This is a genomic window from Halanaerobium sp. DL-01, assembly GCF_003338615.1.
Taxonomy (GTDB): Bacteria; Bacillota; Halanaerobiia; order Halanaerobiales; family Halanaerobiaceae; genus QPJE01.
Window position 1 is genome coordinate 67,327 of record NZ_QPJN01000004.1, and the last position, 25,619, is coordinate 92,945.

General features: G+C 34.7%; 29 protein-coding genes and 1 tRNA gene. 25 read left to right on the forward strand and 5 right to left on the reverse strand.

Features of this window, described 5'->3' with window-relative positions; translation table 11 throughout:
* Positions 1-16 precede the first annotated feature (16 nt).
* The 16 genes from DER71_RS11900 (at position 17) to DER71_RS02580 (ending at position 12,828) form a co-directional block, all read left to right on the forward strand.
* Positions 17-190 (forward strand): hypothetical protein, encoded by a 174-nt coding sequence (locus DER71_RS11900; protein WP_158531782.1) that lies wholly within the window; start codon positions 17-19, stop codon positions 188-190.
* A gap of 33 nt (positions 191-223) precedes the next feature.
* Complete coding sequence (locus DER71_RS02515) at positions 224-679, forward strand: RadC family protein (RefSeq protein WP_114474261.1); 456 nt, start codon at positions 224-226, stop codon at positions 677-679.
* A gap of 86 nt (positions 680-765) precedes the next feature.
* Positions 766-894 (forward strand): hypothetical protein, encoded by a 129-nt coding sequence (locus DER71_RS12335; RefSeq protein WP_255416555.1) that lies wholly within the window; start codon positions 766-768, stop codon positions 892-894.
* 60 nt (positions 895-954) lie between these two features.
* Complete coding sequence (bet, locus tag DER71_RS02520) at positions 955-1,848, forward strand: phage recombination protein Bet (protein ID WP_114474262.1); 894 nt, start codon at positions 955-957, stop codon at positions 1,846-1,848.
* Entirely contained in the window at positions 1,845-2,111 is a 267-nt protein-coding gene (locus DER71_RS02525) for a LysM peptidoglycan-binding domain-containing protein (protein ID WP_114474263.1), read from the forward strand. The genes bet and DER71_RS02525 overlap by 4 nt, the downstream gene beginning before the upstream one ends.
* 478 nt (positions 2,112-2,589) lie before the next feature.
* A complete protein-coding gene (locus DER71_RS02530) occupies positions 2,590-3,030 on the forward strand; it encodes a hypothetical protein (protein WP_114474264.1) in 441 nt (146 codons plus the stop codon).
* A 53-nt stretch (positions 3,031-3,083) separates the two neighbouring features.
* A complete protein-coding gene (locus DER71_RS02535; RefSeq protein ID WP_089655547.1) occupies positions 3,084-4,577 on the forward strand; it encodes a type I restriction-modification system subunit M in 1,494 nt (497 codons plus the stop codon).
* Positions 4,570-5,841, forward strand: coding sequence for a restriction endonuclease subunit S (locus DER71_RS02540; RefSeq protein WP_089655545.1), 1,272 nt, complete (start codon positions 4,570-4,572; stop codon positions 5,839-5,841). The genes DER71_RS02535 and DER71_RS02540 overlap by 8 nt, the downstream gene beginning before the upstream one ends.
* 3 nt (positions 5,842-5,844) lie before the next feature.
* Positions 5,845-8,880, forward strand: coding sequence for a type I restriction endonuclease subunit R (locus DER71_RS02545; RefSeq protein WP_089655543.1), 3,036 nt, complete (start codon positions 5,845-5,847; stop codon positions 8,878-8,880).
* Positions 8,881-8,892: 12 nt separating this feature from the next.
* Positions 8,893-9,621: a M48 family metallopeptidase gene (locus DER71_RS02550; RefSeq protein ID WP_089655541.1), complete on the forward strand. Its 729-nt coding sequence runs from the start codon at positions 8,893-8,895 to the stop codon at positions 9,619-9,621.
* A gap of 24 nt (positions 9,622-9,645) precedes the next feature.
* The gene (locus DER71_RS02555; protein ID WP_089655539.1) at positions 9,646-10,059 is read left to right on the forward strand and encodes a hypothetical protein; all 414 of its coding nucleotides are present in this window, start codon (positions 9,646-9,648) and stop codon (positions 10,057-10,059) included.
* A gap of 15 nt (positions 10,060-10,074) precedes the next feature.
* Positions 10,075-10,842, forward strand: coding sequence for a hypothetical protein (locus DER71_RS02560; protein WP_089655536.1), 768 nt, complete (start codon positions 10,075-10,077; stop codon positions 10,840-10,842).
* A gap of 221 nt (positions 10,843-11,063) precedes the next feature.
* Positions 11,064-11,609 (forward strand): site-specific integrase, encoded by a 546-nt coding sequence (locus DER71_RS02565; RefSeq protein WP_076544529.1) that lies wholly within the window; start codon positions 11,064-11,066, stop codon positions 11,607-11,609.
* 249 nt (positions 11,610-11,858) lie between these two features.
* The gene (locus DER71_RS02570) at positions 11,859-12,113 is read left to right on the forward strand and encodes a UPF0175 family protein (protein ID WP_076544530.1); all 255 of its coding nucleotides are present in this window, start codon (positions 11,859-11,861) and stop codon (positions 12,111-12,113) included.
* A 51-nt stretch (positions 12,114-12,164) separates the two neighbouring features.
* Entirely contained in the window at positions 12,165-12,371 is a 207-nt protein-coding gene (locus DER71_RS02575; RefSeq protein ID WP_076544531.1) for a hypothetical protein, read from the forward strand.
* A 154-nt stretch (positions 12,372-12,525) separates the two neighbouring features.
* Positions 12,526-12,828, forward strand: coding sequence for a hypothetical protein (locus DER71_RS02580; RefSeq protein ID WP_076544532.1), 303 nt, complete (start codon positions 12,526-12,528; stop codon positions 12,826-12,828).
* A 189-nt stretch (positions 12,829-13,017) separates the two neighbouring features.
* Here DER71_RS02580 and DER71_RS02585 read toward each other — a convergent pair whose 3' ends face one another.
* The 3 genes from DER71_RS02585 to DER71_RS02590 form a co-directional block, all read right to left on the reverse strand.
* Complete coding sequence (locus DER71_RS02585; protein ID WP_076544533.1) at positions 13,018-14,442, reverse strand: hypothetical protein; 1,425 nt, start codon at positions 14,440-14,442, stop codon at positions 13,018-13,020.
* The gene (locus DER71_RS11905) at positions 14,396-14,569 is read right to left on the reverse strand and encodes a hypothetical protein (RefSeq protein WP_158531783.1); all 174 of its coding nucleotides are present in this window, start codon (positions 14,567-14,569) and stop codon (positions 14,396-14,398) included. Before DER71_RS11905 ends, DER71_RS02585 begins: the two co-directional genes overlap by 47 nt.
* A 403-nt stretch (positions 14,570-14,972) precedes the next feature.
* Positions 14,973-15,248, reverse strand: coding sequence for a helix-turn-helix domain-containing protein (locus tag DER71_RS02590; protein WP_076544534.1), 276 nt, complete (start codon positions 15,246-15,248; stop codon positions 14,973-14,975).
* A 186-nt stretch (positions 15,249-15,434) separates the two neighbouring features.
* Here DER71_RS02590 and DER71_RS02595 point away from each other — a divergent pair, with 186 nt between their 5' ends.
* A complete protein-coding gene (locus DER71_RS02595) occupies positions 15,435-16,175 on the forward strand; it encodes a LexA family transcriptional regulator (RefSeq protein WP_076544535.1) in 741 nt (246 codons plus the stop codon).
* A 14-nt stretch (positions 16,176-16,189) separates the two neighbouring features.
* A complete protein-coding gene (locus DER71_RS02600) occupies positions 16,190-17,353 on the forward strand; it encodes a site-specific integrase (protein WP_089716845.1) in 1,164 nt (387 codons plus the stop codon).
* A 108-nt stretch (positions 17,354-17,461) separates the two neighbouring features.
* On the opposite strand, the gene DER71_RS02605 is transcribed toward DER71_RS02600, so the two are convergent.
* Together DER71_RS02605 and DER71_RS02610 are read right to left on the reverse strand one after the other, a co-directional pair.
* Positions 17,462-17,536 (reverse strand) — tRNA-Arg (locus DER71_RS02605).
* A 42-nt stretch (positions 17,537-17,578) separates the two neighbouring features.
* Positions 17,579-18,106 carry a gamma carbonic anhydrase family protein gene (locus tag DER71_RS02610; protein ID WP_114457556.1) on the reverse strand — a complete coding sequence of 176 codons (528 nt, stop codon included), beginning with the start codon at positions 18,104-18,106 and terminating at the stop codon, positions 17,579-17,581.
* 625 nt (positions 18,107-18,731) lie between these two features.
* Here DER71_RS02610 and DER71_RS02615 point away from each other — a divergent pair.
* From DER71_RS02615 to yqeK, 7 genes are all read left to right on the forward strand, one after another.
* Entirely contained in the window at positions 18,732-20,312 is a 1,581-nt protein-coding gene (locus DER71_RS02615) for an ABC transporter substrate-binding protein (RefSeq protein ID WP_114457557.1), read from the forward strand.
* A 104-nt stretch (positions 20,313-20,416) separates the two neighbouring features.
* Entirely contained in the window at positions 20,417-21,427 is a 1,011-nt protein-coding gene (locus DER71_RS02620) for an ABC transporter permease (protein ID WP_114457558.1), read from the forward strand.
* A gap of 4 nt (positions 21,428-21,431) precedes the next feature.
* Positions 21,432-22,337, forward strand: coding sequence for a nickel transporter permease (nikC, locus tag DER71_RS02625; protein ID WP_114457559.1), 906 nt, complete (start codon positions 21,432-21,434; stop codon positions 22,335-22,337).
* Between the two features lie 4 nt (positions 22,338-22,341).
* The gene (locus DER71_RS02630) at positions 22,342-23,328 is read left to right on the forward strand and encodes an ABC transporter ATP-binding protein (RefSeq protein WP_114457560.1); all 987 of its coding nucleotides are present in this window, start codon (positions 22,342-22,344) and stop codon (positions 23,326-23,328) included.
* Complete coding sequence (locus tag DER71_RS02635) at positions 23,328-24,299, forward strand: ABC transporter ATP-binding protein (protein WP_114457561.1); 972 nt, start codon at positions 23,328-23,330, stop codon at positions 24,297-24,299. Before DER71_RS02630 ends, DER71_RS02635 begins: the two co-directional genes overlap by 1 nt.
* 127 nt (positions 24,300-24,426) lie before the next feature.
* The gene (gene nadD / locus DER71_RS02640; protein WP_114457562.1) at positions 24,427-25,035 is read left to right on the forward strand and encodes a nicotinate-nucleotide adenylyltransferase; all 609 of its coding nucleotides are present in this window, start codon (positions 24,427-24,429) and stop codon (positions 25,033-25,035) included.
* 11 nt (positions 25,036-25,046) lie between these two features.
* Entirely contained in the window at positions 25,047-25,613 is a 567-nt protein-coding gene (yqeK, locus tag DER71_RS02645) for a bis(5'-nucleosyl)-tetraphosphatase (symmetrical) YqeK (protein ID WP_233486970.1), read from the forward strand.
* The last annotated feature ends 6 nt before the right edge of the window (positions 25,614-25,619 follow it).

A 25,619-nucleotide genomic window follows, 5' to 3' on the forward strand; every position in this document is an offset into this window, starting at 1 on the left:
TTTGGAGGTGAAAATTATGCCGGTTAATGGTGTCCCGAGTGATGAATGGAGAATAAAGAGAGCTTTAGGACCTTATGCTGAGCCAATGGATGAGGATGAGCTGGAGAAAGCAGCCAGACTGCTGCAGAAAAAGAAGAAAAGAACTGCAGCTTTAAGCAGCGATGATCAGGAATTTAAGATGCCCTTTTAAATGAATACTAAAAACATAAAGGAGATGAGAGTAATGGTAAATATTCAGAAGTTTAGTTTAAGAATTGTTAAGGAGTCAGGTGGAAGGTATGACATTGATAAGTATGTAAGGAACCCATTTCAAGCAAGAGATCTCTTTGTAGAAGTGGTTGAACTTGATAGGAGAGCAGAGGAAGTCTTTGCTATCGCTACCCTTGATGTTAAGAACAAGGTAACAGGGGTATTTGAGGTTTCTACAGGTACATTGACCTCAAGTCTTGTTACTCCCAGAGAGGTCTTTAAGAGGGCAATACTGCAGAATGCAGCGGGTATAGTTTTGGCTCATAATCATCCCTCTGGTGTGGCGGATGCAAGCAGTGATGATATCTCAATTACTAAAAAGCTGCAGAAGGCCGGTAAGATAATGGGGATTAATGTAGTGGACCATATAATCATCGGCAGCAGAGATAACTTTATCAGTATGCAGGAAGAGAATCTGATGACAGACTGAATCAGCAAAAGTTAATAACAGTTAATTAACCTGGCCGGCGCCGGGATTTTTTTATGTCTAAAAAGTAGAGAAAGGAGGTGATCAAGATGTATGTAAAGCACTGTCCTGAGTGTAATAAAAAATCCTACAGCTCCTGTAAAAAGGGTGAATGGAACTGTCCACACTGTGATCATGATCTAAGTGATGAAGAAGCTCAAAGACCTAAAGGAGACTAAATTATAATTGGAGGCCTGGATTAAATCTGGGTCTCCTTAAATTAAGAGGAGGAATAAAAAATGAGTGCAAAGAGTAAAGTTGTTGATATTAACAAAAAGAAAAAAGAACTGATTACTTTTACTGAAGAGGAGTTAGAAACCCTCAGACGAACTGTGGCCGGAGATGCAAGCAGTGATGAGTTTAAGATGTTTATCTATCTGGCTAAAAACTATGGACTTGATCCTTTCAATAAAGAGATATTCTTTTGGAAGAAAGATGGTAAGCCAACAATTATGACTTCCAGGGATGGTTATCTAAAGATAGCTGATAGGCATCCCCAGTATGATGGGCTGGTTTCAGATGTAGTTAGAGAAAATGATAAGTTTAGACGAAAAGAAACTGGAATTAATCATCAATATGGGACCAACCGCGGACAGATCGTCGGTAGTTACGCTTTAGTTTATAGAAAGGACAGAAGCTATCCTGTTTATATCTTTGCTCCCTTTGAAGAATACAGGTCAGATTCTAAGATCTGGGAGCAGTATCCTTCTGCTATGATTCTTAAAGTAGCTGAATCAATGGCTTTAAAGAGGGCTTTCAGTGTCTCTGGTCTTGTTTCCAGGGAAGAAATGGCTGTACAGCAGCAGAGTGATTATAATTTTGATGAAATTCCATTCAGTCAGGTACAGGGCAAGAAGAATAAAGGTAAGACTCAGAACGATAAATCTCTGAAAAACGATCAAGTTAACTTTCTAACTGAAAGAGAGCTTGCTATCAAAGAAATAGTTGGTAGTGATCCTAAGCTGAAAGAGGATCTTTATAATTATCTAAGACATGTAAAAAGAGAAAAAGGTATAGACAGCAGCAAAAAGATATCGATTAACAGTTTAAGTAAGGATCAGTTTGAGCAGTTGAAGTCTATCTTAAATACATTTAGCAGGTTAAGTGCTCAGGAAAGGAAGGAAATATCATGAAGAAACTAACCATATCCGCTGTATTGATGGCAGTACTGCTTCTGACAGCTGCAATTTTAGCCCAGAGAGGTCCAGATGATATTATTGATAGTTACAGATGGAAGGAGGTTTATGTGGTAAAGCGAGGTGATACCCTCTGGGAGATAGCAGAAGAAATTAACTCTGATCTTGACCCGCGGCTGATGGTAGCAGCCATTAAAAAGGTCAATGAAATTGAGACAATGATCAGAGTTAATCAAAAGATTGTGATTCCAGAAAAGTAGACTGAGAAAGGGTTAAAGCTTTCAGAAATCTTTTCTGGTTTAAAATTGCAATTTAATAATATCACTGGATAGACTAATTTTCAAAAATAATCCTGCAGTCTTCATTATGAATAAAGGTAAATCATGGTGGAGGCTGCAGATATTTTAATGCAGTCTATATCCCTTTAAATGCTTGTTTTGAAGGCGTTTATCTGTTAATATACAAATAGTCAGATAAGGCAAAGATAAGCTTATATGGCTCTCTGAGATCATTTGGGAGGGATTATTCTAGTGTGCTGATGTATGTGTAAGATAATATGAATATAGTTGGTTATACCGCCCTTTTTCTACAATTTACGACAATAATAACTGTCGCAGCAATAAAGGAAAATCAAAGAATTTCTTGAAGTATAAATAGTAATAGGTAAAATATTTTCTTGCTGGTGACAATACGGTGTCAGAGTAGTGAGCTACAATAAATTAAAGGGGATGAAAAATAATGAGAAGAAAACTGGGATTGAGTCTTGCTTTAATATTTGTGTTGGTCTTTACTTTTTCAATTCAGGCTGCTGGACCAGAAGATCTATTTCGTGATTCTGAAGCTGCTCAAGAGGTTATAAAGGAGCAGGCAACAGAAGACTGGGAAGATGATTTTGAAATGGTTAAATACCAGATTGATAACCAGGTTGCAGCCTATAACTGGCTTATAAAAGTAGAGGATTATCTTGATTTATTGAAACTGGCTAAAGAAAAATGGGACACCGATTATGAAATGATTAAGTACGAATATGAAAACCAGGTAGCTGCTTATAACTGGGTTCAATCTCAAGAGGAATATCCTGAAATTATGACTGCTGCCAAAGGAAAATGGGGTCTTGATTATGAAATGGTCAAATATGAATATGAAAATCAGGTAGAAGCTTATGAAAGTATAAATTAAACTTTATAATATATTAACAAATGAGAACTTAACTATTCTAGGAGGAATTGTAAATGTCGAAGTTAACATTAGAAGAATTAGAATCACATCTCTGGGAATCAGCCAATATCTTAAGAGGTAGTATTGATTCTGCAGATTATAAGAACTACATATTTGGACTATTATTTCTAAAAAGAATGAATGATGTATTTATGGAAAACAGAGAGCACATTATTGAAGAATACGGTGAAGAAGTAGTTGATGATCCAGACTTTTACACTGAGTCAAAGGTATTTATACCTGAAAGAGCTCGCTGGTCTGCTATTAAAGAACAGACTGAAGATATTGGAGCAGCTATCAATAAAGCCTTTGTAGTTTTAGAACAGGAAAACTCTGTTTTAGAAGGTGTGCTGACAACTGTTGATTTTAATGATAAGGATAGATTACCTGACAGTGTATTAGAAAAATTAATCCAACACTATACTGATTTAAAATTAGGTAATGAAAACCTAGAAGATGCTGATCTTTTAGGTAGAGCCTATGAGTATTTAATTAGACAGTTTGCTGATGATGCCGGTAAAAAAGGTGGAGAGTTTTATACTCCCCGTGAGGTGGTTCAGCTTTTAGTAAGAATTCTAGATCCACAGTCTGGAGATCGAGTCTATGATCCGGCCTGCGGCTCTGGCGGGATGCTTATTTATTCAGCTGAACATATTAGAAAAGAAGATCAGGATAGAATGGAGAACATTTCTCTTTTTGGTCAGGAAAGAAACTTAAATACCTGGTCTATTGCTAAGATGAATATGTTCTTACATGATCTTTATGATGCTCAGATTAAAAGAGGAGATACTTTTACAGAGCCACTATTTTTAGAAGATGGTGGCAAGCTGCAGCAATTTGATAGAGTGATTGCCAATCCTATGTGGAATCAGAGCTATGCTAAAAGTGATATAAAAGAATCTCAGGCATATAATAGATTCAACTATGGTTTCCCACCTAAAAACTCTGCTGACTGGGCCTGGGTTCAGCATATGTTAGCAAGTGCCAATCGTGATGGCAAGGTCGGGGTAGTTTTAGATAATGGAGTGCTTTTCCGCAGCCGTTCTGAAGGTAAGATCAGAAAGAAAATCTTAAAAGAAGATTTAATTGAAGCTGTGATTGCGCTGCCATCTAATTTATTCTATAACACTTCTTCACCTGGTTGTATTTTAATGCTGAATAAGAATAAGCCTGCTGAGAGAAAAGACAAGGTTATTTTTATCTATGGTGAGGAAGATTATGAGGAAGGAAGCAACCAGAACTTCTTAAGAGAAAAAGACTTAGAGAAGATATTAGATGCCTATCATAACTTTGAAGATATAGAGAAATACTGCAGAGTTGCTGATATGGAGGAAATAGAGAGAAATGATTTCAATTTAAATGTACCTCGCTATGTTGATACCACAGAAGAGGAAGAACCGGTCGATGTAGAAGAGGTATTAACTGAGCTTGATCAGCTAGAAAAAGAAAGAGATGAGATAGAATCAGAGATGATGAGCTATCTTAAGGAGCTTGGTTATAATGGTTAAAGAGGGATACAGAAATACTTCCATTGGAGTTATTCCAGATAATTGGAAAGTTGAGCGTTTAAGTGATGTTGGTCAAGTAACTGGAGGTAATACTCCAAGAAGGAGTACAGATGAGTATTGGGGAGGGGATATTCCCTGGCTTACTCCTTCTCAACTGACTGGGAAATTGATTAATGAGATTAGTGAAACTGATGAATATATTACAGAAAAAGGATTTGAAAATAGTTCTGTTAAATTATTACCTCCTGGTACAGTAATTATGAGTAGCCGTGCTACTATAGGTGAAACAGTTATTAATAAGGTACCCATGACAACAAACCAGGGATTTGCTAATATAATTTGCGATGAAAATAAAGTCTATAATTACTACTTGTTATATTTATTACGTTATATTACTCCACGTTTGGAGGCTCTAGCAGGAGGAAGTACTTTTTTAGAGATCAGTAGGACTAATGTTAGGAGTGTAAATATTCCTGTTCCTTCTCTACTTGAACAGAAAAAAATAGCATCAATCCTATCATCAGTAGATAAGTCAATAGAAAAAACTGATGAAGTAATAGAAGTAACAAAAGAACTGAAAAAAGGATTAATGCAGGAACTGCTTACTAAAGGGATTGGGCATAGTGATTTTAAGGATACCATCTTAGGTAAAATACCAGCTAAATGGGATATAAAAAAATTAAGAGATATTTGTAATAAAGTAACTGATGGTACTCATGATACCCCAAAGGAAGTAAATGATGGTTATCCATTTATAACTGCTAAAAATATTACTAATGGAAAATTAGATTTTGAAGATTGTGGTTATGTATCAGAAAAAGATCATAAAAAAATAATAAGTCGAAGTAAGCCAGAAAAAGGTGATATTTTATTTACTCATATAGGAACAATTGGGCAAACAGTTGAAGTAAATGTTGACTTTGAATTTAGTATTAAAAATGTTGCACTTTTTAAACCAAATAATGAGCTAATCAAAAGTAAATACTTTAAATATTCATTACAAAGTAATATAGTTCAAGGCTTTATCAAAAGAATATTACAAGGAGGAGTACAACAATATTTAGGGCTAACTACATTAAGAGGTTTTAATATACCTGTTCCTCCACTAGAAGAACAAAAGAAAATAGCATCTATCCTATCATCAGTAGATGCAAAGCTAAAGAAGGAAGAAGAATATAAAGCTAAACTGGAAAGACTTAAAAAAGGTTTAATGCAGAAACTATTAACAGGAGAGATTAGAGTAAATACAGAGATGGAGGTTTAGAAAATGACTGGAAATTGGGGTGAGTATAATCAATCAGAAAAACCTGCTTTAGATTTATTGGAAACTTTGGGCTATAAAGTCTATGATCAGCTGGATAAAGATTTCGTAAATCTACCTGCAAGAGAATCAGAACATCAGGTAATTTTAATTGAGGAGCTTAAAAGTGCACTCAAAAGAATAAATCCCTGGATCAATGAGAACAACTTAAATAAGGCTGTTAATGAGGTTAGACCTGCTCGGCTTAAAGCTAATTCCTTGATGGCAGCCAATGAGATGATCTATGATAAGCTGATTAACCACATCAGTTTGCAGCAGGATATAGGTCATGGCAAGAAAAACCAGACTGTTAAGTACATAGATTATGAGAATCTAGATAATAACTCTTTTATAGCAATCAACCAATTTCGAGTCAAAGGAAAAGATCCGATTAAACCTGACATAACTCTGTTTGTTAATGGTTTACCTCTGGCTGTAATAGAATGCAAAAATAATACTACCTGTAATGAACCAGAAGAAGAGGCAATAAATCAGCTAAGAAGATATCAAAACATAAGAAGTGATGATACTGAGGAAGGTGCAGAAGAACTATTTTACCCCAATCAACTGCTTGTTGCAGCCTGGGGTGACTCAGCTACCTCTGCTACAGTAGGTGCTCCAGCACAGGCATTTAAAGGCTGGAAAGATCCTTATCCCTATACTAAAGACTCTTTGGTAGAACTACTGGGGAAAGAGCCTACAGGACAGGATATACTTCTTTTTTCACTTTTCAAAAAGAATAGATTTTTAGATATTATCAGGAACTTTACTGTTTTTGAAGATAAGGGTAATGCTAAAATTAAAATGGCCTGCCGCTACCAGCAGTACAGAGCTGTGCAAAAAGCAGTAGAAAGAATAAAAAGTGCTGAGAGTTTAGAGGACAGGAACGGAACTGTCTGGCATACTCAGGGCTCAGGTAAATCTTTAACCATGCTCTTTTTAGCTCTTAAGTTGAGAAGAATGAAGGGAATTGGTAACCCTACAATGCTGATTGTAACAGATAGGGTTGACCTTGATGAACAGATCAGTGGTACTTTCAAAAAATGTGGCTTTCCTAATCCAGAAAGAGCAGGTAGTGTAAAGGAGTTAAAAGAGCTTTTATCCTCAGAAGCTGGTAGAACCATTATGACTACTATCCACAAGTTTCAGGAATATGAAAAAGAGAAATATCCTGTTTTAACAGAAAGAGAGAATGTATTTGTAATGGCTGATGAGGCTCATAGAACACAGTTTAAAGATTTGGCTTCCAATATGAGAAGAGCTCTACCAAATGCAGCATACATAGGTTTTACTGGAACACCAATTGATAAAGAATCAAGAAGCACCTTAAGAACCTTCGGTGATTATATTGACACCTATACAATAGAAGAATCAGTTGCAGATAATGCTACTCTGCCGATTAAATATGAGAGTAGGCTGGCTGAGTTACATGTAGAGGATAGAACTTTAGATGAAGTCTTTGATCAAACCTTCCACAGATATTCAGATGAAGAGAAACAAAAGATAAAAGAAAAATACGCTACTGAAAATGATATAGCTGAAGCAAGTTCCAGGATTAAAACTATTGCTCTGGATATTATTAAACATTATACGGAAAAGATTGCCCCTTTTAAGGCTCAAATAGTGGCCGTAAGCAGACAGGCAGCAGTTAGGTATAAAGAGGCGATTGATGAGTTAGATGGTCCAGAAGCAGCTGTATTAATCTCTAGCGGACATAATGATGAGGGTTTACTTAAGAAATATGGTGTTGATAAAGATGACAAATCAAGGTTTGTAGAGAGGTTTAAAAATCCTCATTCATCACTGAAAATAATTATCGTATGTGATATGCTCCTGACAGGTTTTGATGCTCCAGTTGAGCAGGTTATGTATTTGGATAAGTCGCTAAAAGAACATAATTTACTGCAGGCTATAGCCCGAGTTAACAGAGTTTATCCTGAGAAGAATTATGGTCTGGTAGTAGATTATTATGGTGTCTTTGATAACCTTAAAAAAGCACTGGCTATCTTTAACCCTTCCGATGTAGAAAATGCTGTAACTCCTATAGAAGATGAAAAGCCAAGACTGGAAGCTAACCATAGAGAGGTAATGAAATATTTTAGAAACACAGATCTGGATGACCTGGAAGCCTGTATTGAGCTCTTTGAAGATGAAGAAAAGAGAAATGAATTTAAAAATGATTTCAAAGACTTTGCTAAGAGTATGGATATCATCATGCCTCATCCGATAGCCGATCCTTACAGGGGGGATCTATATAAGCTGAGTAAAATTCATACAGCCGTTAGAAATAGGTATCGTGATGACAGTATTGATATCAAAGGTGTGGGAGAAAAGGTTAAAAAGCTAATTGATGATCATATCAGAGCAAGCAGTGTCAGAGTCCTACATGAACCAGTATCTATACTTGATGAGAAAGAGTTTGAAGAAACTCTAGATGACTTAAAATCTGATAAGGCTAAAGCTAGTGAGATGGAGCATGCGATAAAGAAAGAAATCAATGTGCAGATGGAAGAAAACCCTGTCTATTATAAAAAACTAAGTGAGCGACTGGAAGAGATCATCGAGAAGCGTAAAAATAATCAGATGAGTCTTTTAGAACAGATTGGTGAGATGAAGGATATTATTAATGACATGAGAACAGTCCAGTCGAAGGCAGAAAAATTGGGGTTAAACAAGAGAGAATTTGCCCTCTATGAACTTCTTTTAAATGAGAGAGATAAAGAAGAAAAGGGCAAAGTTGCAGAAGAGCCTGGTGAATATACTGCAGGTGAGAGTAATAACGAGCCTTATGTAAACAAAACTGTCAAAGAAGTTACTCAGAGTATCTTTAATGACTTAAGTGAATACACTAAGATTGATCTCTGGCGGCAGAAAACAGAAGTGCTGCAGAAGATGCGAAAAACAACCAAAGTCCACTTAATCAAGTATGATGAGTTCAAGCAGAAATATGAGAGTTTAACTAACAAGATAATTAAGCTCTCTCAGAATATATTTATGTTTTAATTGGAGGTTAGAATGCAGCAGATCAAACTGGGAAATAAACTAATAAATTATGAAATAATACGCACTAGACGTAAAACAATGGGGATTATTGTTGATAATGAGAGGAATTTAATAGTTAGATCTCCAAAAAATACAGAAGATGCTAAAATAGAAGAGGTATTAAAGAAAAAAACTAACTGGATTCTTTCCAAATTAAAGGAAATGGATAAGATTAATCCGGCACCAAAAGAAAAAGAATTTATGACCGGAGAGAAACTTCCCTATTTAGGTCGAAGATATAGGCTGGAGGTTAATCCGGCAGAAATTTCAAAAGTGGAAGTAAAGCTCTACCAGGGGAAATTCATTATTGACTATCCAGTGGAGCTTGCAGATAAGAAAGAAAAGCGACGAGAAGAGATTCGGACCCGTTTAATTGAATGGTATCGTGAACATGCTAAAGAAAAGATTAATGAGCGAGTGGATAAGTATAAAGTTAAGCTTGATGTTGAACCAAATAATGTAGTTGTAAAAAAACAGAAGAAACGCTGGGGCAGCTGCAGCAGCAAAAATAACCTTAACTTTAACTGGAAGATCGTCATGGCACCAATGTCTATTGTAGATTATCTGATAGTACATGAACTTACGCACCTGATACATGACAATCATTCTAGAGATTTCTGGGCAACAGTAGCTGCTGTTATTCCTGATATTAAAGAGAAGAAAGAGTGGCTGAAGGTTAATGGTAGGAGATTGGATTTTTGATAAATAAAAGTGGAGGTTTACTCAGTGATTTCTATAAAGATAAATGCTAACTTATTATCTATTTATGCTGCTATAATATCTACTTTGGTTTTTATAATTCAATTATTAAATTATATCAATAATAGGGTGAACATTGAGTTGAGTTATAAAAAGAATTATAAAGTAGAAGGTGGTAATTATGATTCTAATAAAACATATTTGATTTTAACAGTTAGAAATAAGGGGAAAAGACCAGTTACTATTCAAAAAGTAGGTTATCTATCCAAAAAAGACTTCCAACATGGTATTTTCATTGATTCATTAATTAAAGGACCTCGAGAATTACTTGAAGGAAAATCAATAGATTATATTGTTGATCAGGAAGAAGTAGACTTTGACAAAATTAATTGTTTTGTTGCCTATGACCAAGTAGGTCGAGAATATAAATGCAAGTTATAAAGGAAGGGTGTTTATTTGAGTAAAATTTTTAGATTTATGAGTTTTCAATCTTTTGTAGACACTATATTAAGGAAAAAATTAACTTTTATTCATCCTAATTTATGGCAAGATCCCTATGAATTTAATCCGCTAATAGATCACATAAAATATAAGTTGAAAAATTTTTCTGATAAACAAGAGCAGTTAGATTCACTGCTAGAGTATATAATAACTAGAAAAATTTATTGTCAGTCATGGACAGAATTAAATGAAAGTGATGCTTTATGGCGAGTCTATTCTCATAATAATACCTCAATAAGAATTTCAGTAGAAAAATCAAAAATTAACTTATTAAATGATGTAAAGAAAATTAAAGTAAAGTATATAGATGATTTTAATAAAGTAGAATTTAATGATCCTAATATTTATACATTTTTAAAAACTAAACGCAAAGCGTTTTCTCATGAGAGAGAAATAAGGTTAGTGACACATTATAAATTTTCAAGTGCCGATGATGCAAAGAATAAGTTGAAAGATTTATTAACTTTGCTTGGGAAAAATGAAAAGTTTTTACAAGATACTAGTCTTGACCAGATTAATAATAAAGTAGATGAATTAAATAAACGATTAAATTATAATCTTAAGCAGGACACGAAAATGATTAATTATGATCATATTGATAACTTTATTGAATCAGTAATGTTGAATCCTTTTGCTCCAAGTTGGTTCGAAAAGACAATGGAAATTTTATGTAATAAACATAATATAAAGTATTTGGGTAAATCTCAATTGTATAAGGAATAGTTTTTTGTCAATTTGGAATGGGATTAGAATTATAAAATTACTGTCAATTCACCACAATAGTTAATAAGGTGAGTTGACATTTGTGGTCTTTATCGCTGTTATAGCAACCTTAGCGGCGGTGAAGGCCCAATATTTTGCTTATGAAATCACTTCAATAGATGTCTATACTGTGTTAAATGAGCCTTTATGTATCTTAAACAAATTAGAGAGGGGATTAAACTATGAAAAAAGTTGAGCCGATCAGAGACAAGGAATTGATTGAGGAGATTAAACGCTTATTGCTGATGGATAATTACAGAAATTATCTGCTTTTTGTGCTCGGAATTAATACTGGCCTTAGAATTGGAGACATGCTGCAACTAAAAGTTTCTGATGTAAGGAATAAGACACACATCCAGATCAAAGAACAAAAGACTCAAAAGTCAAAGAAGTTCTTTATTAATGGTGCATTGCGAGATGCTTTAGATCAATACATTAAAAACATGGTTGATCATGAGTACCTCTTTCAGAGTAGGAATGGGGCCAACAAACCGATCACTAGAAGTCAGGCATATAGAGTGCTAAGTTCTGTAGGTAAAGAAGTTGGTCTGGAATCCATTGGCTGCCATTCCACTCGCAAAACCTTCGGTTACCACCATTATCAGCAGTACAAAGATGTAGCAATGCTGCAGAAGCTTTTTAACCATTCTGCTCCGAGCATTACTCTAGATTATATAGGGGTAAATCAAGATTTGATGGATGATTCAATGCGAGAATTTGAACTGTAAGTTAGAAAATAGATAGTGCTCTAAGTTCCTATGTAAAAAGGGCTGAGAAGGCTCGAGAATAGCTGTTTGAAGACCTGTATTTATGCTGGAGATTCTTTATGTAGAACGGTTAAGAACAGCTTTAAATAGCCTTTGTGCGCTCCCTGTAGTATATTGGTTGTTAAGTCTTTTTTTCTACTGCAGATATGTGCTATAATAGAGTTAGTAATACGCATCTGAGTATAATAAGTCCAGTAGGAGGATAATGACATGCCTAGAAAAATGGAGATAGAATATCCTGACACTTTGCCTGATTTACTTCAAGAAAGTCCTGAAGAATTTGAACGAGAAGCTAAATTGGCAATGGCGGTCAAATTATTTGAACTTAAACGAATATCTTCGGGTATGGCTGCAGAAATGGTTGGGATGGATCGAGCCGCATTTCTGTTAGAGTTGCACAGATATGGTGTAGAAATGATAAACATGGACCCAGAAGAATTAGCTTCTGATGTTGAGAATGCCTAAAACTCATTAATTCCTTCATTACTGGCAAATCTCTTGAAGGAGGTGATCATAGTGGGGAAGAAGGAAAAGAAATCTGATTGTCATTTCATCTTAAAAAAGAAGAAAAAAGGTGGTGATAAGAAGCAGGTTAGTATTCAATTAACTCAAGAACGAATTGATAAAGTTAATGAACTAAGTGAGAGATCTGGCCACAATAAGTCATACATTCATGGAGAAGCACTTGATTACTATTTTGATAATGTTGAAGTAATAGACTAATTTTTTAAGATACATCATCTCATTTTTATAAATTCGAGCAGTATGTCGATTACGATATTATCTATTTTGATAAAGAAGATAAGATGAATCAGCATTATGACAAGAGTTATCAATTGTTTTAGAGACATAATATAAATATCAGGAGCTGATAAGCATGACAAAGCAATTTGAAGTTGGCGCAAGTTACCAGGCAAAGAATTATAGAGACAGTGGCTATAACTTTCCAAAAGGAGAGTATCACCTTAAAATTATCCAGGAAGGATTTCCTGAAAAGCCAGTTAATGATGAAGAAGAACTAGTCATTGCTGAAGAACAGTGGCTGGAAGGTTTAGAGGGTACTGATCAATACAAGACTGATCTGGAAGGTAATTGGTACTATTTTGAGTTTCCTTTAAATGATGAAGGAGTAGAATACATGTGGATACCTGAATCACTGGTATTTGATGTATTTGAATAAACGTTAAGTATAGCAAGAAATGGACCTTTTCTTTCTCTGGCCGGCTGAACCACTATTATATAAGTTTTAGACATAGATCTCCTGTTGGTTATAGCCCGGCAGTTAAAATCCTGCGGCGCGCATCCAGGTGTTATCTAATAGGGAGTAAGAGTAAAATATTTAGTTGTCAATGTTCAAGCAGGAGAGACACTATGCTGCAATAGTAGCTGGCATATATCCCTGATCTTTGTAGAAAAGTTCATGCTTTGCCTGATAGTATATATCTTTGGTTATGATGTCACTATTAAGTTTCTCTGCTATTTCTAGAATCTTATCCAGTAACTGGCCTGCTCTTTGTTCTATCATTGAGTAGAGATTAGAATCTTCCATAACTCTTCTTTTTATGTTGGAGCTTTTTGAATACTCTCCCTTACCTTCGATTAACCCACTTTCCCAGTCTACCCCAACAGAATTACTAAACACATATTGGTCCACCTGTCGTTGTAATTCAGGAGTAATTACCTCCAGTGGCTGTTTTAGTAAGTCATTACTTCTCAAAAGTATTTTTCTATTTTTAGTTCTAGAATCTTTTCTAGTTTCACTAATTTCTTCGCAGAGATAATTTGACAACTTAGTCGCTTTTGCCTTTAAATTATCTTTTTTACTGATGTGTAGGCCAGGTCTACTAATCGAATTAAGAGAGCTAATATGAGCTATTCCGTGACCCCACTTATCCTGAAGTTTAGATTGCTCCAGGTACTTTAGATTAGACAGCATGTGAAAGTGTGGTCTACCATTTTCCTGGAATTCTAACACTGCTATGTATTTGAAGTCACCTTCATAGGCTTCTGATAAATTCTTCAGATTCTCAATGAATTTACTGAAAGCAGAGTAGGCATTTTCAATATTATACGGAGACTTACCAGACAGAAGAGAGTTGATTCTTGAAGCAAGTTCTCTTTTAATAGCTTGATTACGAGCACTGACACTTTTGAATGTTTTTTCATCCTTTACAAAAGATTCTTCTATTTTGGAAATCATAGATGAAGCCTGCTTGATTAAGATGTTTATAATTTTTTTACGTAGATAATTTTCTTCCTCACTGTTATTTAAGTATCTTCTATCTTTCTCCTTTTTATACTTCAGGTTGGTCTTACCTTTAAGAAGCTGCAATTCACTTTCACTCAACTGATCAGCAAGGTAGAGTTCATTTTTATCTTTATCGCTTCTTTTTGAAGAAAAGAGGTTGTAGAAGTCTACATCTCCCATAGTTACTGTGGTAAAAGTATTCATGTCTTCAATATTAGCAATGGTCAATTTCCAGGTCTTCTTTTTCAGTTGATTGATATTAGAAGCTATTCTTTCTTCTGGAGTTGGAGTATAGGTACTTTTACTTCTTGATGGTTTGTTATCATTTGTCTTAGACTTCCATTTATTTTCCTTTTCTCCGCCCCTGTATATTTCATCTTCATAACTTATTTCATCGAGAATATTACCGTATAGATCTAGCTTTCTCGAGTACCATACTCCTTTAATATCCCTTTCGATAGAGTTTAATGTTGCTACATTTCTGCCTTCCGCCTTATCCTCATTCTTTTTCATGGTAGTTCTGAGATTTTGAGCTGTCACTGTCATTGTTATTACCTCCGTTATTGTTTTCCTGTTTCTTTCTGCTCTGGAATATATCTTCTTTAAGCAAACTAAGTATTTGAATGTTACTGAGTTTAGATTTCTTTAACTTTAAGATTTCGTCTACTTTCACTGTTTTAGAAGCCTCCTTAATCCGATCACAGGATTTCGTAAGTACTTAAGTAGTTATTTAAAAGAACTTAACAGCAGGTCTTTTTTTATGGCTGAAGGCAGAGAACCTTGCTTGGGATCCTCTACCTTCATCCCCCCATTTTAAAAAGTGCTTCTATATATATAATACCGATTAAAAGGCCGTTTTTGACAGTGAAATTCAAATTTTGATAATAAAATTACTCAAGCTCACTAAAAGAGCATATGTTCATTTAGAATGAAAGTTAAAATATTAGTAAATAAAAAAAGACCCAGGCCCGTTAAGACCTGGATCTGTTGGAGGATTTTCAGATTATTACTTCACTATTCTGAGTGTGATAATTTCGGGGGAGAGGAGACTCTTCTTTCTCCCCCTACTATTATAATTAAACGATTACCTGTTCTTCCAAATCTAGATTTTCTTCAGATCCGTAAAACCAGGCAAGGAACTCTGCCCTTGAGACTGTCCATTTACCTCCCATCTTTCTTGCAGGAATTTCTCCTGCTTCCAGCATCATATAAATTTTAGAATCAGATAGGGGTAAAAGCTCTTTTAAGTCGCTCACACCTAAAGAAAAAGGTATCTGCTCAAAGTCAAAGTTGATCTGTTCTTTTACTGCATTCTTAAAATAAATTATCAGATCTGTTTTAGTATCTTTCATCTTAAATCCTCCTAAAATATTAGTGTGTGCAAATATTGAACAACAATCAATTGCTGCTTATTTGCTTTATTACAATAATATTATAGCATGAAGCCTTCTTTTTGTAAAGTATAATCCTAAAATAATTAAAAAAGTGTTTGTAATAATCCCGAAAATGTGTTACAATCTATTTAGAGGTGAGAGAAAGTGAAAAAAGATAAAGTGAAATTAATGAATTTAGTAAGTAGAGCAATTGGTGATAAATCAGTCACGAAGTTTGCTAAAGAAGCAGACATACACAGATCTTATTTATCTAAACTCAAAAACGGGTCGCTTGAGTTTGATCCTAAGCCAGATATTTTAGAAAAAATAGCCGAGAATAATGATAAAGTTCGTTATATTGAATTAATGGTAGCCGCAGGTTATCTGGATGAGAAGTATCTTTTAGTTATGGATAAGGATGACGAGGGGCAATATGAGGAAAAAAAAGACACTCAAGGAGCAAAAGGGTTACTTTCAACTTATCTTGAGCAGGTAGAAAAGAAGAACCCTAGAGAAATGGTTACAAGTTACAATTATAATAATGAAGCTTTTTGGGATGAGAAGCAAGAATGTGTTAAAGAAGACTATTTCACTTTTCCAGAAGGGTATGTTACAGATTCCTCTTATGCTTTAAAGATGACAGATAATAAATTTAAGGATTGGGGAATTGTCAGAGGTGATTACATTCTAATTAGACCCATGAATGATGAGCCTGAGAATGGCTCTACAATATTAGTGATTATCAGAAAAGGTGGTGATTGCAACAGAACAATAAAAAGATACTACATTATTAATAAAGATAAGGTGAGGCTAGAACCAGATTTTGAGAACTATGGTGAAATTGATAAGACAGAAATTGAAGTTAAAGGATTAGTAGTTTTTGTAGGAAGACAATATATAAAATAATAGGAGGAATTAATATGGGAAGCTTTAAAAAGTTAAAGTCAGGAAACTGGCAAGCACAAGTTTATATTGGGAAGGACCCAGAGACAGGAAAGACAATGAGAGAGTATAAGACATTTACCCGTAAGAGAGATGCAAAAAAATGGGCTAGAAAAATGGAATTGCAGGCTGATCAGGGAGTTGTAGTACAGACGGACATGACAGTAAAGGATTTGTTACTGAAGTGGTTTGAGGAGTACGCGGTTGTTCAGACAGAAAAGACTACTCATGATAGATATGAGATCATACTTAAAACTCACCTGATTCCTGCCCTCGGACATATTAAGTTAAAAGAACTGAGTCCGGCTCACATTCGAGTATATTTGCAGAAGAAGCGGAAAGACGGGAGAAAAGACGGTAAAGAAGGCGGGTTATCAGAAGCAACTCTATTAAAGCACTATAAGAAGCTGAAGCAGGCTTTGAGCTTTGCAGTCAGAAACAGATATATTGCAGCTAACCCGGCTGATCCTGTTGAAGCACCAAAAATTGATCGGAGAAGGAATAATACCATTGTTGCTTTAACAAAAGAAGAAATAAGTAAACTGTTAGATGTTGCTAAAGAGGATGATCCGCTATTACATGATTTTATCTATCTTGCAGTCCATACAGGGATGAGAAAAAGTGAGCTTTTAGGCCTGGAATGGGATAATGTTGACTTTGAGAATAAGAAGATTCGGGTGAGACAGGCTCTGGTAGGTGAAAAGGGTAATGGCTCTGTTCTAAGAGAAAGTACTAAAACGGCAAATAGTAACAGGAATATCGATATTACTGACGAAATAGTAGAAGTACTGAAGAAAAGAAAAGAGAAACAAAAGGAGTTCAAAGAATTCCTGGGAGATAATTATCACGATGAGTATAATCTGGTGTTCTGTAAAGAAGATGGTGAAAAATATTATCCAGACAGATATAATGTTAGATATGCTGAATTAAGAGATAAAGCTGGATTAGATAAAGAAAAAACACTCCATACACTTCGCCATACACATGCTTCGATTCTTCTGCAGCTAAATGAACATCCTAAGATTGTTCAGGAGAGATTGGGTCATGCCTCAATCACTCAGACAATGGATACTTATTCTCATTTAATTCCGACTTTACAGGCTGAAGCTGCTGAAAAAGCTTCTAAATTTCTGGATGCTTGATTGAGGTGGATAGAAAGTACTGCGGTGAAATCACGGTGGGAAGCTTAATGAGAATAGATACTGAAAAAGAAAAACTGCTATAATCGCTGTTATAGCAGGAATGATATATGGTGCCCCCGGTAAGAGTCGAACCTACGCTCAAGGCTTCGGAGGCCTTTGCTCTATCCACTGAGCTACGGGGGCACTTCAAATCCTTAATAATTTTAACAGAAATCCAAATCTTTGTCAATTACCGGAATCCACAGCTTCAATATGCATATGTTCTGCTGCAAAACCGGCATATTCTTCTGCATGTCTATATATTTCTTCTATTTCTTCATCACTCAATTTTCTTATGAATTTACCAGGAAGTCCAACTACTAAACTTTTTTCGGGGATTTCTTTATTTTCTGGTATTAAAGCCCCTGCACCTATTATAGAATTTTTGCCTATTTTTGCACCACTTAAAATTGTTGCTCCCATTCCTATTAGACAGTTATCTCCAATTGTACATGCATGAATAACAGCATTATGTCCAACAGTAACATGGCTGCCTATTTCTGCTCCCAGTCCTTCATCAATATGGACAACAGAATTATCCTGAATATTGGTATAGCTTCCAATTTTTATTGGAAACCCATCAGCTCTAACTGTGGTATTATACCATATGCTTGATTTTTCTCCTAATTCTACATCTCCAATAATTTTACTTCCTGGTGCAGTAAATACATCTTTTTCTAATTTTGGACTTTTACCTTTAAATTTGTAAAGCATTAGCTTTCCTCCCTCTTTGTATTAAGTTTATCTCCTCATATAATATATTTAATCATATTGAAATTTATCATCAAGTTAAATTATTTATTAATTTAACTTTTACAACTTATTTTTACAACTTATAAATAAGCAATTATTTTTTGTTTATATTATATTCAACTGCTATATTTATTTTATTCGATTTACAAGTGATAATTCCTTTATTTTAGGGGAGAAAATGATTTGAAAAGTAGAGTGAAGCGTCAATTCTAGAAACAGCTTTAAGAATTTTCGGCTTATATAAATCCTATTTTGACATGTTTTTCAATTTGATATAATATCAAAAATCAACTTTTCGCAGTGCAGCCATATTATTTTTTTGAGAAAATATTATTTCAAGAAAGGAATATTGGTATTATTATTGAAATATAATATAGTAAATAATCTATTATATTTTGAATTTTATGTTTAGCTGTATCAGTTTTATTGTTAAATATGATAGATAAAAGTATTTAAAGGGGAGGGATTAAACTTCAGTTAGTCGTATTTTTTATTTTTTTATTAATAGAGCAGTTTAGCAGGGAAGAGAAGTTTAGAGCAGTAGTGGATTGCATATAAAAGCAAAGAAAATTATGGAGGTATACTAATGAGTAAAATAAAAACGGGATTTTTATTTTTAATGATTTTGACAGTGGTTCTAGGGATTTCCGTCTCTGCAGCTGCAGCAACTCCAGATGATGCCCTGGTAATGGCAGCAAGTACAGAAATATTTATTTCACTTGATCCAGCTGTATGTTACGAAGTTCTTCCATCAAGAGTAGTAGATGCAGTATATGATCAGCTTGTGGGCTGGAAAAATGTAGATGAATCACTTGTAATTGAACCTGAATTAGCAGAAAAATGGGAAATATCAGATGACAGAAAAACATATACTTTTACTTTAAGAGATGCTAATTTTTCTAATGGAGATCCAGTTACTGCTGAAGATGCAGTATGGAGCTATAAAAGATATTTAAAGATGGAAAAACCATCTGTTTGGCTTCTAAATAGTATTGGTATTTCCAAAGATAATATGGATGAAAATATTAAGCTTATTGATAAAAAGAGTTTTTCTCTGACCTTTGACAAGCCATATGCGGAAAATATTATTCTTGGTATATTAACCAATAACTGGGGGAGTATTATAAATAAAGAAGTTGCATTAGAACATGAAGTTGATGGAGATATGGGTGAGGGATGGCTGACCGAAAATAGTGCAGGTGCAGGTCAGTACGTACTTGATGAATGGGAAAGAAATACCAAAGTTCTTTTAAGTGCAAATGAGCATTATTATGGTGATGAACCTAAACTGAAAAGAGTTCTATTCAGAGATGTTCCAGAAGCATCCACACAGAGGCTGCTTTTAGAACGAGGAGATGTAGATGTTGCCTGGGATCTAACTCCACAGCTTTTAAAAGAAATGGAAGGCACAGAAAATGTTGATATAGTTACAGTACCTGCTCATTCCAATGAATATCTTGCTATGAATGCTTCCTGGGGACCACTTAAAGATCGGAAGGTAAGGCAGGCAATCAAATATGCAATCGATTATGATTCAATAATTGAAGATATAAATGCAGGTTATGCAATTAAAGTACAGGGGTTTATACCTAAAGGATATTTTGGATATGTAGATAAAAATCCATTTAAAAGAGATCTTGAAAAAGCCAGAGAACTTCTAGTAGAGGCTGGTTATCCTGATGGATTTAAAGTAGAAATATTAACAAATCAGAGAGAAACCAGAAAAGCAGAAGCGACTTTAGTTCAATCAAACTTAAATGATATCGGTATTGAGGCAGAAGTAACTGTTATGCAGGCATCTCAGATGTATGCAAAATATAGAGAACAGGGCCATCAGTTAATTGTTGCAGGATGGGGAAATGACTATGCTGATGCTGATAATCTGGCTATGGCTTTTACAAATTATGATGCTGGACAGCTTGCATATAGATGTGCCTGGAAAGATGAAAAAGCAATAAAACTGGCTGAAGAAGGAAGATTTGAGCCTGATCCGGAAAAACGCAAAGAAATATACAGAGAATTAACAGATCATTGGTTTGAGAATGGTCCATTTGCGATGTTTTATCAGTCAGTTGAATTCTGGGGAGTTAGATCAGAATTGAAAGATTTTTATGACTCAGCATTTGGTTATTCTATGAAATTTGATTTTGGTGGAATTTCTAAATAATTAATAAGCCTATGGTTTACTAGCAACAAAATTTATAGGATTAAAATTATGAAAAACTTCCCCACTTTTCAACTGGGGAAGTTAATCTATATTGGGGTGACTTTATGAATATTTGGAGTTATATTGTCAAAAGAATATTATTAATGATATTAGTTTTATTTGGTGTTAGCTGTATAGTATTTTTTATATCTCATATTATACCTGCTGATCCGGTTTCTGCTATTCTGGGAGGAAATGCTCCAGAAGAAGCTATAGAAAAAATGGAGGAAAAATTAGGCTATAATGATCCACTTCCAACTCAGTTTTATAATTTTATTACAGGCGCTGTAGTGGGAGATTTTGGAGTATCTCTGAGAACCAACAACCCTGTAATGGAGGATATAAAAAGATATTTTCCTACAACTTTAGAATTAACATTCCTGGCTATGATTTTTGCAATTATAACAGGACTAACTTTGGGAATTTTATCGGCTGTGTTTAGAAATAAGATGATAGATCAAATTTCCAGAATTTTTTCGATTATCGGTGTAAGTATGCCGGTATTCTGGACAGGATTACTTCTGCTTTTATTCTTTTATTATAAATTAGGCATTTTGCCGGGGGCAGGTAGAATTGGTTTTTTTTCTTCTCCACCTGACCACATAACAGGTATGTATCTTGTTGATTCAATATTAACCGGAAACTGGTCAGCATTTAAAGAGACTATCGTACACTTAGTGCTGCCCGCTTTCTGTCTTGGGTTTCTTGCGACAGCTTCAATTGCTAGAACAACCCGTTCTAGTATGCTGGATGTTATGAAACAGGAATATATAATGACTGCAAAGTCTAAAGGGTTAAAAAATAGTGTTGTTATAATAAGGCATGCGCTGAGAAATGCTTTGATTCCAACTGTTACTATAATTGGATTAACTTTTGGCAGTTTATTAGGAGGAGCAGTTTTAACTGAGACTGTGTTTTCACTTCCTGGATTGGGAAGGTATATAACTCAGGGGCTTTTATCTCTGGATTATAATTCTGTTATGGGTGGAACATTATATTTTGCTTTTGTTTATTCACTGGTTAATTTAATTGTAGATATACTTTATGCGGTTTTAGACCCAAGAATGAGGGTGTGATTTTATGGCAGAGATTGATACTATTCCGAAAACCAAAAAAGAATTATGGCTAAAAAGAATGAAACCTTATTTTGAAGACTTGAATCATACAATAGATCTCTGGAAGAGAAATCTATTAGCAGTTATAGGGACAGTTATTATTGCATTATTTATTCTTACTGCGATATTTGCCCCTCTTTTGACTCCATACAGTCCCATAGAGCAAAATATGTCAGTAAAGCTGCAGGCTCCAAGCTGGGAACATCCTTTTGGAACTGATCAGTTTGGAAGAGATATTTATACCCGTGTACTTTATGGTTCAAGAGTGGCTGTTCAGATTATTTTGATTATAACTTTTGTCAGTGGATTTATTGGTATAAGTGTAGGTATAATAGCAGGTTATTATGGTGGTATAGTAGATGATATTTTAATGCGGATTACAGATATGTTTCTTGCTTTTCCCAGGTTGATTCTTGCAATGGCTTTTGCAGCAATGCTTGGACCAAGTCTTGTTAATGTTATTATAGCAATTTCCTGTGTTATGTGGACGATTTATGCCAGATTGGCAAGGGCTGAAGCAATAAAAGTGAAAAAACAGCCATATATTGAAAGTATAAAATCTATTGGTGGAAGTGATTTAAGAATAATTTTTCTGCATATTTTACCAATGAGTATTTCACCAGTTTTAGTACAAATAACATTAAGAATGGGTACTATTATAATCACAGCTGCCAGTCTGGGTTTTCTGGGTTTAGGAGCTCAGCCACCCAGTCCTGAATGGGGAGTAATGGTTAGTGATGGCCGAACCTTCTTAATTGATCAGTGGTGGATCTCTACCTTCCCGGGTATAGCAATTGCAGTAGTGGTACTGGGATTTAATCTTTTAGGTGATGGAATTAGAGATATGCTGGATCCAAGGTTGAGGAGGTAATTGAATGGAAGCTAGAGCTAATCTTTTAGATGTATCAAATCTAAATGTTGTTTTTTATACTTATAGAGGAGTAATTAAAGCTTTAAATGGTGTTGAATTATGGATGAACAAAGGGGAACGTTTGGGAGTTGTGGGAGAAACAGGTTGTGGTAAATCTGTTACTTCCAAGTCAGTTATGAGATTAATTGAAGAGCCAGGTGAAATATTATCTGGTGATATTATATTTGATGGGAGAAATTTGATGGATTTAAGTGAAGCAGAGATGAGAAAAATAAGGGGGAATGAGATGTCAATTATATTTCAGGAACCAGTGTCTGCTTTAAATCCTGTTATGAATGTGGGATTTCAAATAGCAGAAGTTATAGCTAAAAAGAAAAATACCAGAATAAAAAAACAGTATCCAGCTGCTGCAGAAATGTTGGAATTTGTGGGTTTGGATTCTGAACGTGTGATGAAAATGTATCCACATGAATTAAGTGGTGGTATGGCTCAGCGTGTAATGATTGCAATGGGTCTGGCTCCACAGCCAAAATTATTAATTGCAGATGAACCCACGTCATCCCTTGATGTGACAATACAGTCCCAGATTCTCAGCCTGCTTGATGATTTAGTAAGTGAGCTGGGCAATGCAGTAATGTTGATTAGTCATGATATGGGAGTTGTGGCAGAATTCTGTGATAAGGTTCTTGTAATGTATGCAGGTAATTCTGTGGAATATGCTTCAGTAAAAAATCTGTTTAGAAATCCTATTCATCCCTATACCAAGGGATTATTAAAAGCTGTTCCAAGAATAGGTAGAATAGATGAATTAAAAGCTATTAAAGGGACAGTGCCTGATTTAGTAGATCCTCCTTTGGGCTGTCGTTTTCATAAGAGATGTCCCAATGTAATTGATATTTGTAAAGTAGAGCTCCCACCTTTTGAAGAGATTGAACCAGACCATTATGTAGCCTGCTATAATTATAGTTCTGATAAAGGTGGTGACCAATAATGCAGGATTATATTATGGAAATTAAAAATCTAAAAAAATACTTTAAATTAAAAGAAAATATATTTTCAAAAGCAAAATATGTTAGAGCTGTTGATGATGTTACATTTTCTGTACCTAGGGGTTCCACCTATGCTGTTGTGGGAGAATCTGGTTCAGGAAAAACAACTTTGGGCAGAACTATTTTAAGACTAATAGATGCTTCTGCCGGTGAAATAATAATGGATAATAAAAATGTACTTGATCTCAGCAAAAAGGAATTTATGGAGTACCGCCGGAAAATGCAGATGGTATTTCAGGATCCCTATAATTCTCTTCACCCTAAAAAATTAGTTAAAACAATTATTGGAGAGGGAATGAAAATTCATTTTAAAGGTATTAAAGAAACTGAGATCAGAAAAAGGATTGCGGAAGTACTAAATGAAGTTGGTTTAAGAGAAGAGCATATGTTTCGTTATCCACATGAATTTTCTGGTGGACAGAGGCAGAGAATTGCTTTTGCGAGGGCAATTATTCTTAACCCAAATTTTATTGTTTTAGATGAACCGACTTCTGCTCTTGATGTTTCTGTTCAGGCAATGGTTCTAAAAATGCTTAAAGATATAAAAAAACGGGAAGACCTAAGCTATCTATTTATAACACATGACCTGTCTGTTGTAGATTATCTGGCAGATCATGTTGCAGTAATGTATTTAGGGGAGATTGTTGAAAAAGGACCAAAAAGTAAAGTTTTCAACAATCCGGCTCATCCTTATACTGAACTGCTTTTAAATTCAAATCCAATTCCAGATCCATTTACAGATAGAGAAAGAATTGAGGTAAAAGGAGAAGTGCCTAATCCTATTAATCCACCTTCCGGATGCCGATTCCATACAAGATGCAGATATGCAGAAAATATCTGCAGTGAAAAAAAGCCGGAAGAAGAGATTGTAAGTGAAGAGCATACCAACAGATGTCATTTCTCTTTAGTTTAATATTAAAAACCGGGGTAACTCGGTTTTTTTTAATATAAAAATTAAAGCTGTTTTTGCAGATCTTAACTTGCAAGCCTGATAGATATCAATTATAATTAAATATGTATATAATAATTGAGGTGAAAAAATGAACAGTCCAAAAGGCAGAATCGGAATATTTGGAGGTACATTTGATCCGGTTCATCACGGTCATTTAATTATGGCAGAGCAGGTACAGAGCCACTTCAGTCTGGACCGGGTTATTTTTATGCCTGCTGGTAGTCCACCACATAAAATTGAAGGAAAAATTTCTGATAACAAAAGCAGGATTCAGATGCTGAAACTTGCACTTCAGGATAATCCTTTTTTTAGGATTTCCACCTGGGAGATTGAAAAGCAGGATTACTCTTATTCCGTGAAAACACTCAGAGAATTTGTGCCTGTCTTAAAAGCTGAGGAGGTTTTTTTTATTATTGGAGCAGATTCTCTTGCTAATATTTTCAACTGGAAAGAACCGGAGTATCTATTAAAAAATGGTAAATTTATAGCTGTCAATAGACCCGGTTATGATTTAGATAAAATAATGGGAAAAGAACAATTTAGTCCCTTTTTAGACAATATTTATGCATTTTTCGGACCATATATAGATATATCTTCATCTCTGATACGTGATGAATTTAAAAATGGATTTTCAATAAGATATCTTACCCCTGATCCGGTGATAAGATTTATAGAAAAAAATAATTTATATAATTAGGGATGAATCTGATGTTAGAGAGAAAAAAAGGATTTATTAAAAAGATAAAAAATAAAATGGATGCTGAAAGATTTAAACATACAGCTGGTGTTGTAGAGTCAGCAATAAAACTGGCAGAGGATAAAGCTGTTTGTGTTAATAAGGTGGAAAAAGCAGCTTTTCTGCATGATATAGCCAAAAATAAAACTCTGGAAGAAATGCAGAAATTAATTATTGAATCTGAATGGAAGGTTGATAAACTGGAAATGTCTATACCTGCTGTATTACATGCTCCAGCAGGGGCGGTAATTGCAGAGAAAGAATTCGGAGTTAATGATAAAGAAATTCTGAGTGCGATAAGGTACCACACTCTGGGCCATCCAGATATGTGTCTTACAGCTTTGATTATATTTGCAGCTGATTTTATTGAACCACATAGGAATTTTCCCTGTGTAGAAAAAATAAGAGAAATTATTTTTGAAGATTTCACAAGAGGTATTATTGAGATATGCAGCAGCATGGTTCAGCATCAATTAGAGACAGCAAAAATTATACATCCAAATACTGTAATGCTTAGAAACAGATTCTTGCTGTATTGAGAGGAG

Coding starts and splice junctions, on each gene's coding strand:
- DER71_RS11900 (WP_158531782.1), top strand. CDS start 17: ATGCCGGTTAATGGTGTCCCGAGTGATGAATGGAGAATAAAGAGAGCT.
- DER71_RS02515 (WP_114474261.1), top strand. CDS start 224: ATGGTAAATATTCAGAAGTTTAGTTTAAGAATTGTTAAGGAGTCAGGT.
- DER71_RS12335 (WP_255416555.1), top strand. CDS start 766: ATGTATGTAAAGCACTGTCCTGAGTGTAATAAAAAATCCTACAGCTCC.
- bet (WP_114474262.1), top strand. CDS start 955: ATGAGTGCAAAGAGTAAAGTTGTTGATATTAACAAAAAGAAAAAAGAA.
- DER71_RS02525 (WP_114474263.1), top strand. CDS start 1,845: ATGAAGAAACTAACCATATCCGCTGTATTGATGGCAGTACTGCTTCTG.
- DER71_RS02530 (WP_114474264.1), top strand. CDS start 2,590: ATGAGAAGAAAACTGGGATTGAGTCTTGCTTTAATATTTGTGTTGGTC.
- DER71_RS02535 (WP_089655547.1), top strand. CDS start 3,084: ATGTCGAAGTTAACATTAGAAGAATTAGAATCACATCTCTGGGAATCA.
- DER71_RS02540 (WP_089655545.1), top strand. CDS start 4,570: ATGGTTAAAGAGGGATACAGAAATACTTCCATTGGAGTTATTCCAGAT.
- DER71_RS02545 (WP_089655543.1), top strand. CDS start 5,845: ATGACTGGAAATTGGGGTGAGTATAATCAATCAGAAAAACCTGCTTTA.
- DER71_RS02550 (WP_089655541.1), top strand. CDS start 8,893: ATGCAGCAGATCAAACTGGGAAATAAACTAATAAATTATGAAATAATA.
- DER71_RS02565 (WP_076544529.1), top strand. CDS start 11,064: ATGAAAAAAGTTGAGCCGATCAGAGACAAGGAATTGATTGAGGAGATT.
- DER71_RS02570 (WP_076544530.1), top strand. CDS start 11,859: ATGCCTAGAAAAATGGAGATAGAATATCCTGACACTTTGCCTGATTTA.
- DER71_RS02580 (WP_076544532.1), top strand. CDS start 12,526: ATGACAAAGCAATTTGAAGTTGGCGCAAGTTACCAGGCAAAGAATTAT.
- DER71_RS02585 (WP_076544533.1), bottom strand. CDS start 14,442: ATGACAGTGACAGCTCAAAATCTCAGAACTACCATGAAAAAGAATGAG.
- DER71_RS02590 (WP_076544534.1), bottom strand. CDS start 15,248: ATGAAAGATACTAAAACAGATCTGATAATTTATTTTAAGAATGCAGTA.
- DER71_RS02600 (WP_089716845.1), top strand. CDS start 16,190: ATGGGAAGCTTTAAAAAGTTAAAGTCAGGAAACTGGCAAGCACAAGTT.
- DER71_RS02610 (WP_114457556.1), bottom strand. CDS start 18,106: ATGCTTTACAAATTTAAAGGTAAAAGTCCAAAATTAGAAAAAGATGTA.
- DER71_RS02615 (WP_114457557.1), top strand. CDS start 18,732: ATGAGTAAAATAAAAACGGGATTTTTATTTTTAATGATTTTGACAGTG.
- DER71_RS02620 (WP_114457558.1), top strand. CDS start 20,417: ATGAATATTTGGAGTTATATTGTCAAAAGAATATTATTAATGATATTA.
- nikC (WP_114457559.1), top strand. CDS start 21,432: ATGGCAGAGATTGATACTATTCCGAAAACCAAAAAAGAATTATGGCTA.
- DER71_RS02630 (WP_114457560.1), top strand. CDS start 22,342: ATGGAAGCTAGAGCTAATCTTTTAGATGTATCAAATCTAAATGTTGTT.
- DER71_RS02635 (WP_114457561.1), top strand. CDS start 23,328: ATGCAGGATTATATTATGGAAATTAAAAATCTAAAAAAATACTTTAAA.
- nadD (WP_114457562.1), top strand. CDS start 24,427: ATGAACAGTCCAAAAGGCAGAATCGGAATATTTGGAGGTACATTTGAT.
- yqeK (WP_233486970.1), top strand. CDS start 25,047: ATGTTAGAGAGAAAAAAAGGATTTATTAAAAAGATAAAAAATAAAATG.